At 70.9% G+C, this 15,599-nt stretch carries 18 protein-coding genes; 16 read left to right on the forward strand and 2 right to left on the reverse strand.

All coding sequences use genetic code 11. The features are described 5' to 3' along the window. The first annotated feature begins 57 nt into the window (after positions 1–57). From SOM35_RS15660 to SOM35_RS15675, 4 genes are all read left to right on the forward strand, one after another. A complete protein-coding gene (locus SOM35_RS15660; RefSeq protein WP_253468045.1) occupies positions 58–1,017 on the forward strand; it encodes an alpha-ketoacid dehydrogenase subunit beta in 960 nt (319 codons plus the stop codon). A gap of 44 nt (positions 1,018–1,061) precedes the next feature. Next, positions 1,062–2,657 carry a dihydrolipoamide acetyltransferase family protein gene (locus SOM35_RS15665; RefSeq protein ID WP_320516098.1) on the forward strand — a complete coding sequence of 532 codons (1,596 nt, stop codon included), beginning with the start codon at positions 1,062–1,064 and terminating at the stop codon, positions 2,655–2,657. 125 nt (positions 2,658–2,782) lie between these two features. Then, complete coding sequence (locus SOM35_RS15670) at positions 2,783–3,358, forward strand: GNAT family N-acetyltransferase (RefSeq protein WP_320516099.1); 576 nt, start codon at positions 2,783–2,785, stop codon at positions 3,356–3,358. 111 nt (positions 3,359–3,469) lie between these two features. Then, a complete protein-coding gene (locus SOM35_RS15675; RefSeq protein WP_320516100.1) occupies positions 3,470–4,207 on the forward strand; it encodes a GntR family transcriptional regulator in 738 nt (245 codons plus the stop codon). A gap of 68 nt (positions 4,208–4,275) precedes the next feature. Here the strand turns inward: SOM35_RS15675 and SOM35_RS15680 are convergent, their stop codons facing one another. Continuing rightward, positions 4,276–4,728 (reverse strand): PTS sugar transporter subunit IIA, encoded by a 453-nt coding sequence (locus SOM35_RS15680; protein WP_320516101.1) that lies wholly within the window; start codon positions 4,726–4,728, stop codon positions 4,276–4,278. Continuing rightward, positions 4,725–4,961: a PTS sugar transporter subunit IIB gene (locus SOM35_RS15685; protein ID WP_110823137.1), complete on the reverse strand. Its 237-nt coding sequence runs from the start codon at positions 4,959–4,961 to the stop codon at positions 4,725–4,727. Before SOM35_RS15685 ends, SOM35_RS15680 begins: the two co-directional genes overlap by 4 nt. A gap of 178 nt (positions 4,962–5,139) precedes the next feature. On the opposite strand from SOM35_RS15685, the gene SOM35_RS15690 reads away from it, so the two are divergent. The 12 genes from SOM35_RS15690 to SOM35_RS15745 all read left to right on the forward strand — a co-directional run bounded on the left by SOM35_RS15690 (position 5,140) and on the right by SOM35_RS15745 (position 15,490). After that, entirely contained in the window at positions 5,140–6,408 is a 1,269-nt protein-coding gene (locus SOM35_RS15690) for a PTS transporter subunit EIIC (protein ID WP_320516102.1), read from the forward strand. A 121-nt stretch (positions 6,409–6,529) separates the two neighbouring features. Further along, a complete protein-coding gene (locus SOM35_RS15695) occupies positions 6,530–7,438 on the forward strand; it encodes a metal ABC transporter solute-binding protein, Zn/Mn family (protein WP_320516103.1) in 909 nt (302 codons plus the stop codon). A gap of 59 nt (positions 7,439–7,497) precedes the next feature. Further along, complete coding sequence (locus tag SOM35_RS15700) at positions 7,498–8,331, forward strand: metal ABC transporter ATP-binding protein (protein ID WP_253468047.1); 834 nt, start codon at positions 7,498–7,500, stop codon at positions 8,329–8,331. Then, positions 8,331–9,251: a metal ABC transporter permease gene (locus SOM35_RS15705; RefSeq protein WP_111076037.1), complete on the forward strand. Its 921-nt coding sequence runs from the start codon at positions 8,331–8,333 to the stop codon at positions 9,249–9,251. The genes SOM35_RS15700 and SOM35_RS15705 overlap by 1 nt, the downstream gene beginning before the upstream one ends. Continuing rightward, positions 9,248–9,670, forward strand: a complete 423-nt coding sequence (locus SOM35_RS15710) for a Fur family transcriptional regulator (protein WP_110905116.1) — start codon at positions 9,248–9,250, stop codon at positions 9,668–9,670. The genes SOM35_RS15705 and SOM35_RS15710 overlap by 4 nt, the downstream gene beginning before the upstream one ends. A gap of 10 nt (positions 9,671–9,680) precedes the next feature. Continuing rightward, positions 9,681–10,367 carry an alpha/beta fold hydrolase gene (locus SOM35_RS15715; RefSeq protein WP_320516104.1) on the forward strand — a complete coding sequence of 229 codons (687 nt, stop codon included), beginning with the start codon at positions 9,681–9,683 and terminating at the stop codon, positions 10,365–10,367. A gap of 396 nt (positions 10,368–10,763) precedes the next feature. Beyond that, positions 10,764–11,000 (forward strand): 50S ribosomal protein L28, encoded by a 237-nt coding sequence (gene rpmB / locus SOM35_RS15720; protein ID WP_110905118.1) that lies wholly within the window; start codon positions 10,764–10,766, stop codon positions 10,998–11,000. Further along, positions 11,000–11,170, forward strand: coding sequence for a 50S ribosomal protein L33 (rpmG, locus tag SOM35_RS15725; protein WP_110905119.1), 171 nt, complete (start codon positions 11,000–11,002; stop codon positions 11,168–11,170). Before rpmB ends, rpmG begins: the two co-directional genes overlap by 1 nt. Before the next feature lie 3 nt (positions 11,171–11,173). Beyond that, positions 11,174–11,479: a 30S ribosomal protein S14 gene (rpsN, locus tag SOM35_RS15730; RefSeq protein WP_110823155.1), complete on the forward strand. Its 306-nt coding sequence runs from the start codon at positions 11,174–11,176 to the stop codon at positions 11,477–11,479. Between the two features lie 306 nt (positions 11,480–11,785). Beyond that, positions 11,786–12,073 (forward strand): HU family DNA-binding protein, encoded by a 288-nt coding sequence (locus SOM35_RS15735; RefSeq protein ID WP_110823157.1) that lies wholly within the window; start codon positions 11,786–11,788, stop codon positions 12,071–12,073. Positions 12,074–12,203: 130 nt separating this feature from the next. Continuing rightward, the gene (locus SOM35_RS15740; RefSeq protein ID WP_320516105.1) at positions 12,204–14,168 is read left to right on the forward strand and encodes a bifunctional copper resistance protein CopD/cytochrome c oxidase assembly protein; all 1,965 of its coding nucleotides are present in this window, start codon (positions 12,204–12,206) and stop codon (positions 14,166–14,168) included. After that, on the forward strand, positions 14,165–15,490 hold the full coding sequence (locus tag SOM35_RS15745) for an ATP-dependent DNA helicase (RefSeq protein WP_320516106.1): 1,326 nt from the start codon (positions 14,165–14,167) through the stop codon (positions 15,488–15,490). The genes SOM35_RS15740 and SOM35_RS15745 overlap by 4 nt, the downstream gene beginning before the upstream one ends. Positions 15,491–15,599: the final 109 nt, after the last annotated feature.

Below are 15,599 nucleotides of genomic sequence, written 5' to 3' on the forward strand. Positions count from 1 at the left end.
CTGCGTTCGCACCCCGGTGCGGGCGAGGTCCCCGAGGACCCGACCCCGACCCTCCCGATGGCGAAGGCGCTGAACGCCGGCCTGGCGAAGGCGATGGAGTCCGACGACAAGGTCCTGCTGATGGGCGAGGACATCGGCCGTCTCGGCGGCGTCTTCCGCATCACCGAGGGCCTGCAGGACCGCTTCGGCGCCGACCGCGTCCGGGACACCCCGCTCGCCGAGTCCGGCATCGTCGGCACCGCGATCGGCCTGGCGCTCCGGGGCTACCGACCGGTCATCGAGATCCAGTTCGACGGCTTCGTCTGGCCGGCGTTCAACCAGATCACCTCGCAGCTGGCGAAGATGGCGAACCGGCTGCCGGCGCACATGTCGCTGCCGATCGTCATCCGCATCCCCTACGGCGGGCACATCGGCGCGATCGAGCACCACCAGGAGAGCCCGGAGACGTACTTCGCGCACACCCCCGGTCTCCGCGTGGTCAGCCCGAGCACGCCCAACGACGCCTACTGGATGATCCAGGAGGCCATCGCGTCGAAGGACCCGGTCGTCTTCTTCGAGCCGAAGTCGCGCTACTGGCCGAAGGGCCAGGTCGACCTGGTCGACGGGCACGTCCCGATGCACACGACCCGCGTCGCCCGCACCGGCACCGAGGTCACCCTCGTCGGTCACGGTGCGATGGTCGCGACGCTCATGCAGGCCGCCGACATCGCCGAGGCCGAGGGCACGAGTTGCGAGGTCGTCGACCTCCGCTCGATCTCGCCGATCGACTGGGAGCCGCTGCTCGCCTCGGTGCGCAAGACCGGCCGCCTGGTCATCGCGCAGGAGGACTCGGGCTTCATCAGCGTCGGCAGCGAGATCGCCGCGACCGTCGCCGAGCGGGCGTTCTACACGCTGCAGGCGCCGCCGCTGCGGGTCTCCGGGTTCGACATCCCGTTCCCGCAGTCGAAGCTCGAGCACTTCCACCTGCCCGACGCCGACCGCGTCCTCGAGGCCGTCGACCGCGCCCTCGCCTACTGACCCGCACCACTCCCGTACGACCGAACCCTGCTGAAGGAGCCGACGTGGCCGTCGCCGAATTCCCCCTGCCCGACGTGGGGGAGGGCCTGACCGAGGCCGAGATCGTCCAGTGGCGAGTCGCCCCCGGTGACGAGATCGCCGTGGACCAGGTGCTCGTCGAGATCGAGACCGCGAAGTCGCTCGTCGAGCTGCCGTCGCCGTTCGCCGGCACCGTCACCGGTCTGCTCGTGGCCGAGGGTGACACCGTCGAGGTCGGCAGCCCGATCATCCGCGTCGAGTCGGACTCGGCCGCCGCAGGTCAGCCGGGAGGCACGGCCCCCGTCGCCGACGCCGCTCCCGTCGCGCAGGCCCCGGCTCCGGCCGTCCAGCCCCCGGCAGCGTCGGCCCCGACTCCCGCAGCGTCGGCCCCGGCAGCGCAGGCACCCGTGCCCGCTCCGGCCGCCGCCGCTCCCGCTCCCGCACCGGCAGCGGCAGCGGCTGCTCCGGCACCCGCCGCCGCGGCACCCGCCCCGGCACAGGTCGCCGTGGACGCCGGTGTCGTCGGCGCCGACGAGGGCTCCGGCGCCGTGCTCGTCGGCTACGGCTCCGCCACCTCCGCGCCCTCCCGCCGGAAGCCGGGCGCCCGCCGGGCCGCCGCCGCCGCTGCCGAGGCGAGCCGCGCCTCCAGTCGTGAGGTCGACCTGTCCTTCGAGACCGACGAGGGCGAGGCGACCACCGCCGACGCCGTCGCCGCGCAGGGACGTCGTCCGGCGCGCCCATCGATGCCGAGTGCCTCGGCGCTGCAGGTGATGGCGAAGCCGCCGATCCGGAAGCTCGCGAAGGACCTGGACGTCGACCTGACCACCGTCGTGCCGACCGGCCTGGCCGGCGAGGTCACGCGTGACGACGTCATCCGGCACGCCCAGCAGGCCAGCGTCTTCCGCAACATCGAGACCCCGGAGTGGGGCGACGTCCGCCAGGAGACCATCCCGGTCAAGGGCGTCCGCAAGGCCATCGCGACCGCCATGACCACGTCGGCGTTCACCGCGCCGCACGTGTCGCTCTTCGTGGACGTCGACGCGACGCGCACGATGGAGTTCGTCAAGCGCCTCAAGGAGTCGCCGACGTTCGCCGGGGTCAAGGTCAGCCCGCTCCTCATCATGGCGAAGGCCGTGATCTGGGCCGTGCGCCGGAACCGCTCGGTGAACTCGTCGTGGACCGACCGCGAGATCATCGTCCACCACTTCGTGAACCTGGGCATCGCGGCGGCGACCCCGCGTGGGCTGATCGTGCCGAACATCAAGGACGCGCAGGACATGTCGCTGCTCGAGCTGGCGAAGGCCCTCGAGGAGATGACCATCACCGCCCGTGACGGCAAGACGAGCCCCGCGCAGATGGCCGACGGCACGATCACCGTCACGAACATCGGTGTCTTCGGCATGGACACCGGCACGCCGATCCTCAACCCCGGTCAGGTCGCCATCGTCGCCATGGGCACGATCAAGCCGAAGCCGTGGGTCGTCGACGGGGACGTGCGTTCGCGCATGGTGACCACCATCGGCGCCTCGTTCGACCACCGGGTCGTCGACGGCGACGTGGCCTCGCGCTTCGTGCACGACGTCGCCTCGGTCATCGAGGAGCCGGCGCTGCTGCTCGACTGAGTGGTTCGCGGTTCGCGGCAACTGGTCCCGGGTCCGGGTCCGGTCTCGGGTCCGCCAGGGTCCGGGTCGCGCGGTCTTGGTGTGCCGTTCACGTCGATGTCGGCGGAGCGGAGGATGATCGAGACATGGTCCACCAGCTGCTCGTCCCGCAGCAGGAGATCCGGACGGGTCGCCTGGTGCTCGCGCCCGTGACGCCCGCAGACATCGACGCGGTCCACGAGCTCTTCTCGGACGCCCGGACCTGGACGCACCTGCCGACCGGACGCCACACCTCGCGCGCCGAGACGCAGGACCTGGTGCAGCGCAAGATCGGCGGCCGTGTCCGGCACGGACTCGGCTCGTGGACGATCCGGGCGGCGGACTCCGGCGTCTTCCTCGGCATCGGCGGCGTCGACCGCACCGCCGGCGGCGTCTGGAACCTCGGCTACCGCCTGGCTCCGGAGCACCACGGGCACGGCTACGCGACCGAGGTCGCCCGGGCCGCGGTTGACACCGCCCACGCCCTGCTGCCGGACGTGCCGGTCACCGCGCGGGTGCTGACGAACAACCCGGCCTCGGCACGCGTGCTCGCCCGGGCGGGCCTCACGCAGGTCTGGCAGGGACCGACCCGGACCACGGCGCCCGAGGGTGTCGAGTGCCAGGCGTGGAGCGACCGGACGCTGACCCCGGCGCAGCTGGACTGGCTCGTCGCCAACGCCTGACCCGCCGGCTGCAGGTCTCCCGCGGGGCGGTTGCACGCGCGGGCCCGGCCGGTACTGTGGGTGAACTGGTCATGTCCGCACAGGACCACCTGATCCACACGAGGAGTCCGCTTGCCGAGCCGCATCACCGAGGGTGCTGAACCGAAGCATCAGCAGCTGCGGCGGATCCTGCTCGACCAGATCACCACCCGCCTGGCGCCGGGGGCCGCGATCCCCTCGGAGCGGCAGCTCATCGCCGAGTACGGCGTCTCACGCATCACCGTGCGGGAGGCCCTGGGCCAGCTGGTCAACGAGGGTCACCTCGAGCGCGTCCGCGGCAAGGGCACCTTCGTCGCGAACCGTCCGATGCAGTCGACCCTGCACCTGGCCTCGTTCACCGAGGAGATGCGCGCGATGGGGCACGTGCCGACGACGGTCGTGCTCGTCCGGGAGGAACGGGTCCCGCCCGCCGCGACGGTCGCCGCCCTGCACCTCGGGGACGGCGAGACCGCACTGCACCTCAAGCGCCTGCGGATGGCCGACGGTGCCCCGGTGTCCGTCGACGACGCCTGGCTCGCCGCGGACGTGTTCCCCGGCATGCTCGACCACGACCTGTCCGGCTCGATGTACTCGATCGCCGACCAGGTCTACGGGCACCCGATCGACCGGGCGCAGCAGACCGTGGCCGCCAACCCGGCCACCGACGACGTCGCGACGCTGCTCGGCACGAAGACCGGGGCGCCGCTGCTCGAGTTCGACCGGGTGTCGTACTCCGGGCCGCGCGCGGTCGAGCACGCCCGCAGCTGGTACCGCTCGGACCGCTACCGGGTGCAGATGGAGGTCACGGCTGCCCGCCCTGCACGGGTCTGACGACGGACGGGCCGGGAGCGAGCAGCTGCTCGCTCCCGGCCCGTCCGGTCGTCGTGCTGGTCGGTCGTTCAGACCTCGAAGAGCGCGTCACCCTCGGCGACGGTGGTGCCGACGGTGTCCTGGGGGACCGAGTCCGGCGTCGAGCCGAGCACGACGACGGGGACGACGGGGGAGTAGCCCGCAGCGGTGATGGCCGCCGGGCTGAACCGCACGACGGGGTCGCCCGCGGTGACGATGTCGCCCTCCTTCGCCAGGAGCGTGAACCCCTCGCCCTTGAGCTTCACGGTGTCGATGCCGACGTGCACCAGGACGTCGGTGCCCGCGGCACCCTGCAGGGCGAACGCGTGCGGGTGCAGCTTGACGATGGTGCCGTCGACCGGGGCGACCGCGGTGACCTCACCGGTGGTGCCGGTCGGGTCGACGGCGACGCCCGCACCGACGAGCTGCTCGGCGAACACCGGGTCCGGCACGTCCGAGAGCCCGACGACCGGCCCGGCGAACGGCGTGCGGACGACCGTCACAGTTCGTCCTGGATGTCCTGCGCCAGGTTGTCGGCGATGGGGCCGACGATGACCTGCCAGCCGGTGCCGCCACCGACGACGGCCTGCGCGCCGGCGGCCTTGAGGGCGTCCTTGTCGACGAGGTCGCCGTCCTCGACCTCGACGCGGAGGCGCGTGATGCAGCCCTCGACCTCGTCGATGTTGTCGGTTCCGCCGAGTGCGGCGATGATGTCGGCAGCCTTGATGTCAGCCATCTGTTTCCTCCTCGTTACGGGTTCGCTCACAGGTTGACATGCAGTCCACGGTCATCGACACTACGAACTGGTCATGACCGGACAGGACCGGACCTGGCGACACTGCCGAGGGTACCTGCGCCGTCCACGCGACTCAACTCACCCCGAACAGCTCCACCCGATGACGAGAGGAACTCCGATGAGCACCGCTGCCACCACGGACGTGCCGGAGAAGAAGACGCCGAAGAAGCAGTCCCGCTTCTTCGCGAACGCCCAACGGCTGGGCCGGAGCCTGCTGCTCCCGATCGCGGTCATGCCGGCCGCGGGCATCCTCAACCGGATCGGGCAGCCCGACCTGCTCGGTGCGATCCCGGGCTTCGAGACCGGTGCGAGCGTCATCGGCTCCGCCGGCAACGCGATCTTCACCTGGCTGCCGCTGCTCTTCGCCGTCGGCATCGCCATCGGCTGGGCCAAGAAGTCGGACGGCACGACGGCACTGGCCGCGGTCGTCGGCTACATGGTCATGTACGAGGTCTTCAAGACCATGTCGCCGATCGTCCTGGCGGGCGTGAAGGACGCGAACGGCGACCAGGCGACGATCAACTTCGGCGTCCTCGGCGGCATCGTGATGGGCCTCGTCGCCGCCGGGCTCTGGCAGAAGTTCCACCGCACGAAGATGCCCGACTTCCTCGGGTTCTTCTCGGGTCGCCGCCTGGTGCCGATCCTCACCGCGGCGGCCGGCCTGGTCATCGCCGTGCTGATGTCCTTCGTCTACCGCTACTTCGACATCGGCCTGACCTGGGTCGGCGAGCAGGTCACGTCGCAGCCGGTCGTCGGTGGCGGGATCTTCGGGTTCGCGAACCGCATGCTCATCCCGGTCGGCCTGCACCAGCTGCTCAACTTCTTCCCGTGGTTCCAGCTCGGCAGCTTCAACGGCCCGAACGGTGTCGTCGCCGGTGACATCCCGCGCTTCCTGGCGGGCGACCCCACTGCCGGCATCTTCCAGACCGGCTTCTTCCCGATCATGATGTTCGCCCTGCCCGCCGGTGCCCTGGCGATCTGGCGCAACGCCCGCCCCTCGCAGCGCAAGCTCGTCGGTGGCATCATGCTCTCCGCCGCGCTGACGTCCTTCGTCACCGGCATCACCGAGCCGCTCGAGTACTCGTTCATGTTCGTGGCCTGGCCGCTCTACGTGATCCACGCCGTGCTCACCGGTACCTCGCTGGCCCTGGTGAACGCGCTCGGCATCCACGACGGCTTCTCGTTCTCGGCCGGCGCGATCGACTACGTGCTGAACTTCGGCAAGGCGAAGGGGGCGATCTGGCTCATCCCGATCGGCCTGGCGTACGCGGCGGTCTACTACTTCCTCTTCAGTTTCGTCATCAAGAAGTGGAACCTGCGGACGCCGGGTCGCGAGCCGGAGGACGAGATCGCCTCGGCCTCGGTCGACGACCTCACCAAGGCGTAGTCACGTCGCGACGCGACCGGACGCACGACGGGAGGCCCGGTGCCAGCTGGCACCGGGCCTCCCGTCGTCCCGTCGGTAACGGTTTTGACAATCGTTCTCATGTGGCGCTAGCGTCGTCACCATGCACCCCCGCCTCCTCGCCCTGCCGCTCGTCGTCGGCGCCGCCGCGCTCGCCCTGACCGGGTGCGCGACCTCACCCGCCTCGTCCGACTCCGGAGACGGCAAGGTCCGCGTCGTGGCATCGACCAACGTCTACGGCTCGATCGTCGAGCGCATCGGCGGCGACCACGTCGACGTCACGAGCATCCTCGAGGACCCGTCGCAGGACCCGCACTCGTTCGAGTCGAGCGCGAAGACGCAGCTCGCGGTCTCCAAGGCCGACCTGCTCATCGAGAACGGTGGCGGCTACGACGACTTCATGACGACGCTGTCCAAGGCTGCCGACACGAAGGCGCCGACGATCAACGTCGTGCAGCTCTCCGGCCTGCAGAAGTCCGGCGACACCGAGTTCAACGAGCACGTGTTCTACAGCTACCCGACGATGGTGAAGCTCGTCGCGGACGTCTCCGAGCGGCTCAGCAAGCTCGACAGCGCGGACGCCAGCACCTTCCAGGCGAACGCGAAGACCCTCACCGGCAAGCTCCAGGAGCTCGAGTCCCAGGTCGCCTCGGTCGAGAAGACCGTCGACGGCGAGAAGGTGGCGTACACCGAGCCCGTGCCCGGGTACCTCTTCGACGCCATGGGCCTCGACAACGTGACGCCGGAGGCCTTCTCCGAGGCGATCGAGGAGGGCGACGACGTGCCGCCGGCCGCACTCAACGACACCCTCAAGCTCTTCACGAGCGGCGAGGCGAAGCTGCTGGCCGTCAACGAGCAGACCTCCAGCGCCGAGACCGAGCAGGTCCAGAAGGCCGCCGAGAAGGCGGGCATCCCGGTGGTCGGTGTCACGGAGACGCTCCCGAAGGGGGAGGATTACGTCTCGTGGCAGCAGGCGAACATCGACGCAGTGACGGCGGCACTGAAGCAGTGACGACGACCCTCCAGGATCCGGACCGAGCCGCCACTGCCGAGCGCAGTGGCGGCTCCGCCGTGCTCGCGCTCCGGGACGCCGGGCTCGCCTACGGCAGCCGTCGGCTCTGGGACGGGCTCGACCTCGACGTCCAGCCCGGCGAGTTCGTCGCCGTGCTCGGGCCGAACGGCGCCGGCAAGACCTCGCTGCTCCGCACCGTCCTCGGCCAGCAGCGCCTGACGAGCGGGTCGATGTCGTTCCTCGGCCGTCCGGTCCGTCGCGGTCACCGGAGGATCGGCTACATCCCGCAGCAGCGGCTGATGGACTCAGGTACCCCGTTGCGCGCCCGCGACATGATCGCGCAGGGCGTCACCGGGCACCGCTGGGGCATCCGACCGGAACGCCGTGCCGAACGCGAGCGCATCGACCGGATCGTCGACGAGGTCGGCGCCACCGCGTTCGCCGACGCCCCGGTCGCCGAGCTCTCCGGCGGCGAGCAGCAGCGCACCCGCGTCGGACAGGCCATCGCCGCCGACCCCGCTCTGCTGCTCTGCGACGAACCCCTCATCTCGCTCGACCTCCGGCACCAGCGCGGCGTGACCGAGCTGATCGACCGGCAGCGTCGACAGCAGGGCGCCGCGGTGCTCTTCGTCACCCACGACGTGAACCCGATCCTCGACGTCGTCGACCGGGTCCTCTACATCGCCGGCGGACGCTTCCGGATCGGCGCCCCCGACGAGGTCCTGCGCGCCGACGTCCTCAGTGACCTGTACGGCACGCCCGTCGACGTCGTCCGGACCATGGGCCGCATCGTCATCGTCGGTGCGAGCGACGCCCACGACACCGCGGGCGACGGGCACCACCACTGCGAGCCCGGTCCGCACACCACCACCCCGGACGAAGGACGGATCTGATGGACATCTGGTCGACCGTCTTCTCGTTCCAGGACTACGGCGAGCTGCTCGTCCTGGTCCGCAACTCGATCATCGCGGGGGCGGTGCTCGGCGTCGTCGGCGGCCTGATCGGGCCGTTCGTCGTCGCCCGGAACATGCCGTTCGCCGTGCACGGCATCAGCGAGCTGTCGTTCGCCGGGGCCAGTGCGTCGCTGCTCCTCGGCGTCAACGTCGTCAGCGGGTCGGTCGTCGGGTCCCTGGTCGCGGCGCTGCTCATCGGCCTGCTCGGCAGCCGGGCCCGCGACCGGAACTCGATCATCGCCGTGCTCATGCCGTTCGGGCTGGGCCTCGGCATCCTCTGCCTGGCGCTCTACAAGGGCCGGGCGGCGAACAAGTTCGGACTGCTCACCGGCCAGATCGTCTCGGTCGACAACCCGCAGCTCGGCATGCTCGTCGCGATCGCCGCGGTCGTGGTCCTCATCCTCGTGGTCATCTGGCGTCCGCTGATGTTCGCCTCGGTGGACCCCGACGTCGCCGCGGCCGCGGGCATCCCGGTCCGGACGCTCGGGCTGGTGTTCATGCTCGCGCTCGGACTGGCCACCGCGGTGTCGGTGCAGATCGTCGGAGCGCTGCTGGTGCTCTCGCTGCTCGTGACCCCGGCCGCCGCCGCACTGCGGGTGACCGTGAACCCGGTCCTCGTGCCGGTGCTCTCCGTCGTCTTCGCCGTGACCTCGGTCGTCGGCGGGATCCTCCTGGCCCTCGGCGGCGGCCTGCCCATCAGCCCGTACGTCACCACCATCTCGTTCCTCATCTGGGTCGTCTGCCGGGTGCTCGGCGCCCGGAAGGAGCGCCGTGGACGCGACCGCGTGTCGGCGCGGGAGCAGCACGTCGACGGCGGGACGAGCCTCCCGACCGCACCGAAGCAAGGAGTCGCAGCATGAACGCCGTCCAGAAGCCACGACGCAACACCTGGCAGCGCGAAGCGGTGCGCGGGGCCCTCTCGGAGACCGAGGGGTTCGTCAGCGCGCAGTCGCTGCACGCGCACCTGCGGGACGGCGGCTCCACCATCGGCCTGGCGACCGTCTACCGGGCGCTCTCCGACCTGGCGACCGAGGGCGACGCCGACTCGCTGCAGCAGGACGGCGAGTCCCTCTACCGGGCCTGCACCACCGACAAGCACCACCACCACCTGATCTGCCGCGTCTGCGGTCGGACCGTCGAGATCCAGGCCGACCCGGTCGAGGAGTGGGCGCGCGCCACCGCCGCCGCGAACGGGTTCTCGAACGCCAGCCACGTCGTCGACGTGTTCGGCGAATGCGCCGAGTGCACCGCCCGTGCCGCTGTCCGAGGTGGCGCGTAGTCTCCGCGACATGCACGTGATCCTGGTCCCCGGGTTCTGGCTCGACGCGAGCGCGTGGGACGACGTCGTCCCGGTCCTCCGAGCGGCGGGGCACACCGTCGACGCCGTCACCCGCCGTGGGTCGACGCTCGACGAGCAGGTCGCCGACCTGGTCGCCCGGGTCGACTCCGCCCCGGAACCCGTCGTGCTCGTCGGCCACTCCGGCGCTGGTCCGATCGCGTACATGGCCGCCGACCAGCGGCCGGACCGGGTCCGGCACCTGGTCTACGCCGACACCTTCCCCGGACCGGACGGCGGCTGCGTCAACGACGAACTGCCGGTGGTCGACGGACAGGTGCCGCTACCGCCGTGGGACATCTGGGAGGCGGCGACCCTCCGCGGCATGACCCCGGAGATCCGCGCCGACGTCGAGCGGCGGGCGGTCCCCGAACCCGCGCGGGTCACCTCGGACCGGTTCCACTACGCCGACCCCGCGCGGCACCGGATCCCGGCGACCGTCATCACGTGCGAGATCGCTCCGGACGAACTGGCCGGCATGGTCGCGGATCACCAGGTGTGGGCCGCCGAGCTCGTGGCGACCGAGGAGCTCGAGATCGTCGGGCTGCACACCGGGCACTGGCCGATGTTCACGGCGCCGCAGGAGCTCGGTGCGATGATCGTGCAGGCGCTGGCGCCCCGCCCGACCGACGGGGTCTGAAGCGCCGGCATCGCTCCCGGCTCCTGGCTCGCGGCTGCCGGCTCGCGTCCTCCGGCGCCTCGCCCGGTCGGGAGGCCCGGCTTGCGACGCGCCCGGCCGTCGCGTAATGTGGGCCGCTGGTTCTCCGCGCCTGCGCGGAGTACCCGTTGTTCTGCCCTCCGACCGTCGCGAACGCCGCGGTCGCGTGGTACCGGATCCGAGCCTCCTGGCCCGGATGTGCTGACCCAGGTCGACCTCGTCGATCCGGACCGCCGCCGGTCTGGGCGGTGCGCACACCCCCTCGCCGGGCTCCTCGCCCAGACGATCCGTCTGGTGCCGACTGTCCAGCGCGTGTGCACCAGGCAAGTGACCTTGGGTGCAGCCGATCGGCTGCACGGTATTCATCAGGAGGAAACCATGGCTGCAGTGTGCCAGGTGACCGGCGCCGTTCCCGGCTTCGGTCACAACATCTCGCACTCGCACCGTCGGACGAAGCGTCGCTTCGACCCGAACGTGCAGAAGAAGACCTACTACGTGCCGTCGCTGCGTCGTAACGTGACGCTCAACGTCAGCGCCAAGGGCATCAAGGTGATCGATGCTCGCGGTATCGAGTCCGTCGTGGCGGGCATCCTCGCCCGTGGGGAGAAGATCTGATGGCGAAGCGCGGTCAGGACATCCGTCCGATCATCAAGCTCCGTTCCACTGCGGGCACTGGGTTCACCTACGTGACCAAGAAGAACCGCCGGAACAACCCCGACCGTCTCGTGCTGAAGAAGTACGACCCGGTGGTCCGCAAGCACGTCGACTTCCGTGAGGAGCGCTAGGCCATGGCGAAGAAGAGCAAGATCGCGAAGAACAACCAGCGCGCCGTCATCATCGAGCGCTACGCCGAGCGTCGCCTCGAGCTGAAGAAGGCCCTCGTCGACCCGAACGGCACTGACGAGTCCCGCGAAGCGGCCCGCGTCGGCCTGCAGAAGCTGCCCCGCGACGCGTCGCCGGTCCGCTACCGCAACCGTGACGCCATCGACGGTCGCCCCCGTGGCCACCTCGGTGAGTTCGGCATCAGCCGTGTCCGCTTCCGCGACATGGCCCACCGTGGCGAGCTCCCCGGCATCACGAAGAGCTCCTGGTAAGCACCAGTCCCCCCGACGCCCCCGCGACCTCTCGAGGTCGTGGGGGCGTCGTCGTTGTCCGGGGGACGTCATCCGCCGACTCCGGGTAGCACCACGGTCGTCACATCCGCCACATCAGCCACTCCTGTCCCTCGGGAGGCCCGGAAAACCGGGCGAGTCGACCGGAAACCCCGGAACCGGCTGGTAGGTTCATCAGCGGTTCCCCGGGCCCTCGGTCCGGTCGGGCCCACGCTCGGGGCAACCGTCCCGCAGCATCCGGACGTTCCGCGTCCGACCCATACGCAAGAAGTCCGAGGAGGACATCCAATGGCTGACAAGTCACTGAACCGCACCGAGCTCGTCGCTGCCGTCGCCGCCGAGTCCGGCCAGAGCCAGGCCACCGTCAACGGCGTCGTCGACGCGCTCTTCGCCGTCGTCGGCAAGTCCGTCGCGGACGACACCAAGGTCACGATCCCGGGCTGGATCGCCTTCGAGAAGACCCACCGTGCCGCGCGTACCGGCCGCAACCCGCAGACGGGTGAGGCCATCGAGATCGCCGCGAGCGACTCGGTCAAGGTCAGCGCCGGCAGCAAGCTCAAGGCGTCGGTCAAGTAAGACCGCTCAGCTCCACGGAAGGGACGGCGTCCGCGCCGTCCCTTCCGTCGTTCCCGGGAGGCCCGTGCGCTGTCCACAGGTCGGCCCGCGCGGTTGCGGTGGCGCGCTTGCCAGCGCCTAGGCTTGACGGGTGAACCGCATCGCGCGCATCGCCGGCCCCGGCGTCCTGCTGCTCGCGGCGTTCGTGTCCCTGCTCGTGGCGCTCGTCGTCGGCGGTGGTGCCGACGCCGCGCTGATCGCGGACCCCGGTGCCGTCGTCCGCTTCGGGCTCCCCATCGCGCGGATGCTCGTCGACCTGTCCGCCGCAGCCGCCATCGGTGGGCTCGCCCTCGCGACGATCGGGCTCTCCCGCACCGCGCCGGAATGGGACCGTGCGATCGACGTCGCCGCGGCCGCTGCCGGTGTCTGGACGGTGACCTCGGCGGTCACGACCTTCTTCACGTACCTCAGCGTCGCCGGCGGGGCGGTCAGCCTGGACGCCAAGTTCGGGCAGTCGATGGGCGTCTTCCTCACCGGCACGGACCTCGGGCTCGCCTGGCTCACCACCGTGCTCGTCGCCGCGGCGGTCACGGTCCTCTGCTTCGCGGTGCGCTCCCGCGGCATGGTCGCGCTGACGACCGGCGTCGCGCTGATCGGCCTCGTGCCGTTGACGCAGCAGGGCCACGCAGCCGGTACCGCCAGCCACGACGCCGCCGTCACCGCGCTCGGGCTGCACCTGGTCGGCGCCGCGCTCTGGGTGGGCGGACTGGTGATGCTCGTCCTCATCCGCGACGTCGTCCCCGGGGCCCGCCTGGCCGCCGTCGTCGGTCGGTACTCGAGCATCGCGCTGGGTTGCTTCGTGCTCGTCAGTGTCTCTGGAGTGGTGTCGGCGCAGATCCGGATCGGTGCGTGGGCGGAACTCGGCAGCCCCTACGGGGTGCTCGTGCTCGTCAAGGTCGGGGCGATCGTCGCGATGGGCGTCATCGGTGCCGTACACCGGAAGCGCGTCATCTCCGCCCTGACCGCGGCGCCCGCGAAGGCCCGTCCGTTCTGGACGCTCATCGTCGTCGAGCTCGCCGTGATGGGCGTCGCCTCGGGCTTCGCCGCTGCACTCGGCCGCACCGCGACCCCCGCCGGACAGCTGGCGCTGAGCAAGACCAGTGACCCGACGCCGGCCGAGGTCCTCACCGACGACTCGCTGCCGGCCGCCCCGGGTTCCTGGGGCTGGCTGACGAACTGGAACATCGACCTCTTCTGGCTGATGGCCGCCGTGCTGCTGGTCGCCGCCTACGCCGCCGGGGTCGTGCGCCTGGCCCGACAGGGGCGGTCCTGGCCGGTCCGTCGCTCGGTGGCCGCCGGCGTCGGGATCGTGGCGCTCGTCGTCGCGACCTCGGGCTCGTTGCACACCTACGACCGGTACCTGGTGTCCGCGAACGTCGGCGCGCACGTGCTGCTCGGGCTCGTCGTCCCGGCGCTGGTGTGGGCTGCGGCGCCCGTGCAGCTCATCCGGGCCGCGGTGCACCGGCGCACGGACGACAGCGCCGGGGTCGCCGAGTGGACCACGGTCTTCGTCGACAACGCCGTCGTGCGGTACCTGGTCCAGCCGTTCCCTGCGTTCCTGCTGCTCGCAGGGCTCTGGTGGGGGCTGTACGCCACCGACGTGCTGCGCTGGTCCGTCAGCGACGCGATGGGTCGCACGGTGGTCGACCTCGTCTTCCTGCTCGTCGGCCTGCTGGCGCTGCCGACACTGTTCACCCCGATCGCCCTCGGCGCCCGCCGTCCGTCGACCGCGGCGTTCCTGGTGCGTGCCGTGGGTGCGGTCGTCGTCGCCGCGGGCACCGTCTCGCTCGGGATCGCGATGCAGGGACCGCTCGGGCTGCTGCAGGCGTCCTGGTTCGGAGCGATGGGCCGCACGTGGGGCCCGGATCCCCTGGTCGACCAGGCTCGCGCGGGCACAGTGCTGATCGTCGCGGGCGTGCTCGTCGTCGTCGCGGTCGTCGCCGTCGGTCTCGTGCGGCTGCGGAGTGCTGCCACGGGCCTCCCGGCCGGCAGCGGGGCGACGGTCGGCGAAGACGGCATCGCGAGCGGTGTCAGCGCCGGATCGAGCGCCCGGTGAGCGTCGAGCTCTCCGCTGAACAGCGGGCGGTCTTCGAGTACATCGAGTCGACGCGCGACCACGTCTTCATCACCGGACGCGCCGGCACCGGCAAGTCCACGCTGCTCAACCACCTGTCCTGGAACACCGAGAAGCAGGTCGTCATCTGCGCCCCGACCGGCGTCGCCGCGTTGAACGTGGGCGGACAGACGATCCACTCGCTGTTCCGGCTGCCGATCGGCCTCATCGCGGACGCCGAACTGCGGCAGGGGCCGGACACCCGGAAGCTCCTCAACACCATCGACACCCTGGTCATCGACGAGGTGTCGATGGTCAACGCCGACCTGCTCGACGCGATGGACCGTTCGCTGCGCAAGGCCCGCGGGCGGCAGTTCGAACCGTTCGGCGGCGTGCAGGTCGTGATGTTCGGCGACCCTTACCAGCTGCCCCCGGTGCCGGGCGACGGTGACGAGCGGGCGTACTTCACCGACCACTACCGGTCCATGTGGTTCTTCGACGCCAAGGTGTGGCTCGAGGCCCAGCTGCACATCATCGAGCTCGCCACCGTGCACCGGCAGCGGGACGACGCGTTCGCCGCCATGCTCACGGCCGTCCGCCACGGTCGGGTCACCGCCGACGTGGCGCAGCAGCTCAACGAGGCGGGGGCCAGACCTGCGCCCGACGACGCGATCACCCTCGCCACCCGGAACGACAGCGTCTCGCGCATCAACAAGGCCGCGCTCGAACGGTTGCCGGGCAAGCTCAAGACCGCCAAGGCCGACGTCAACGGCGACTTCGGCGGGCGGAACTACCCGGCGGACGAGGCCCTCGAGCTGAAGCCCGGCGCGCACGTGATGTTCCTGCGCAACGACCCGGACCAGCGCTGGGTGAACGGCACGCTCGGCATCGTCCGGAGCATCCGCGACACCGTGTGGGTCAGCGTCGACGGCGAGGACTTCGAGGTCCAGCCGTCGGTGTGGGAGAAGTTCAAGTACTCCTACGACCCGGACAAGAAGGAACTCAAGAAGGACACCGTGGGGGAGTTCCAGCAGTTCCCCCTGCGTCTGGCCTGGGCGGTCACGATCCACAAGTCGCAGGGCAGCACCTACGACCGTGCGGTCGTCGACCTCGGCAACCGGGTGTTCAGTGCAGGGCAGACCTACGTGGCGCTGTCGCGGCTGACGTCCCTCGACGGGCTGTACCTGACGCGCCCGTTGCGGCCAGCGGACATCATCGTGGACCTCGACGTGCGCCGCTTCATGTCCGAGTCACCCCGGGTCGTCGCGACCCAGCTCGAGGCCCCGAAGCCCGCGGCCGACGCCCCGGACGAGCCCGAGGCCTGACGCCGACGCAGACCGCCGTCGCTCGACCGACCCCTCCTGCTCCTGCCGAGGTCGCACGACGTGCCGCTCGTGTCCGTCGAGGTCGCACGATGTGCCGGCTGGGCGGGCG

This window comes from Curtobacterium sp. CFBP9011 (assembly GCF_034045095.1).
GTDB lineage: Bacteria > Actinomycetota > Actinomycetes > Actinomycetales > Microbacteriaceae > Curtobacterium.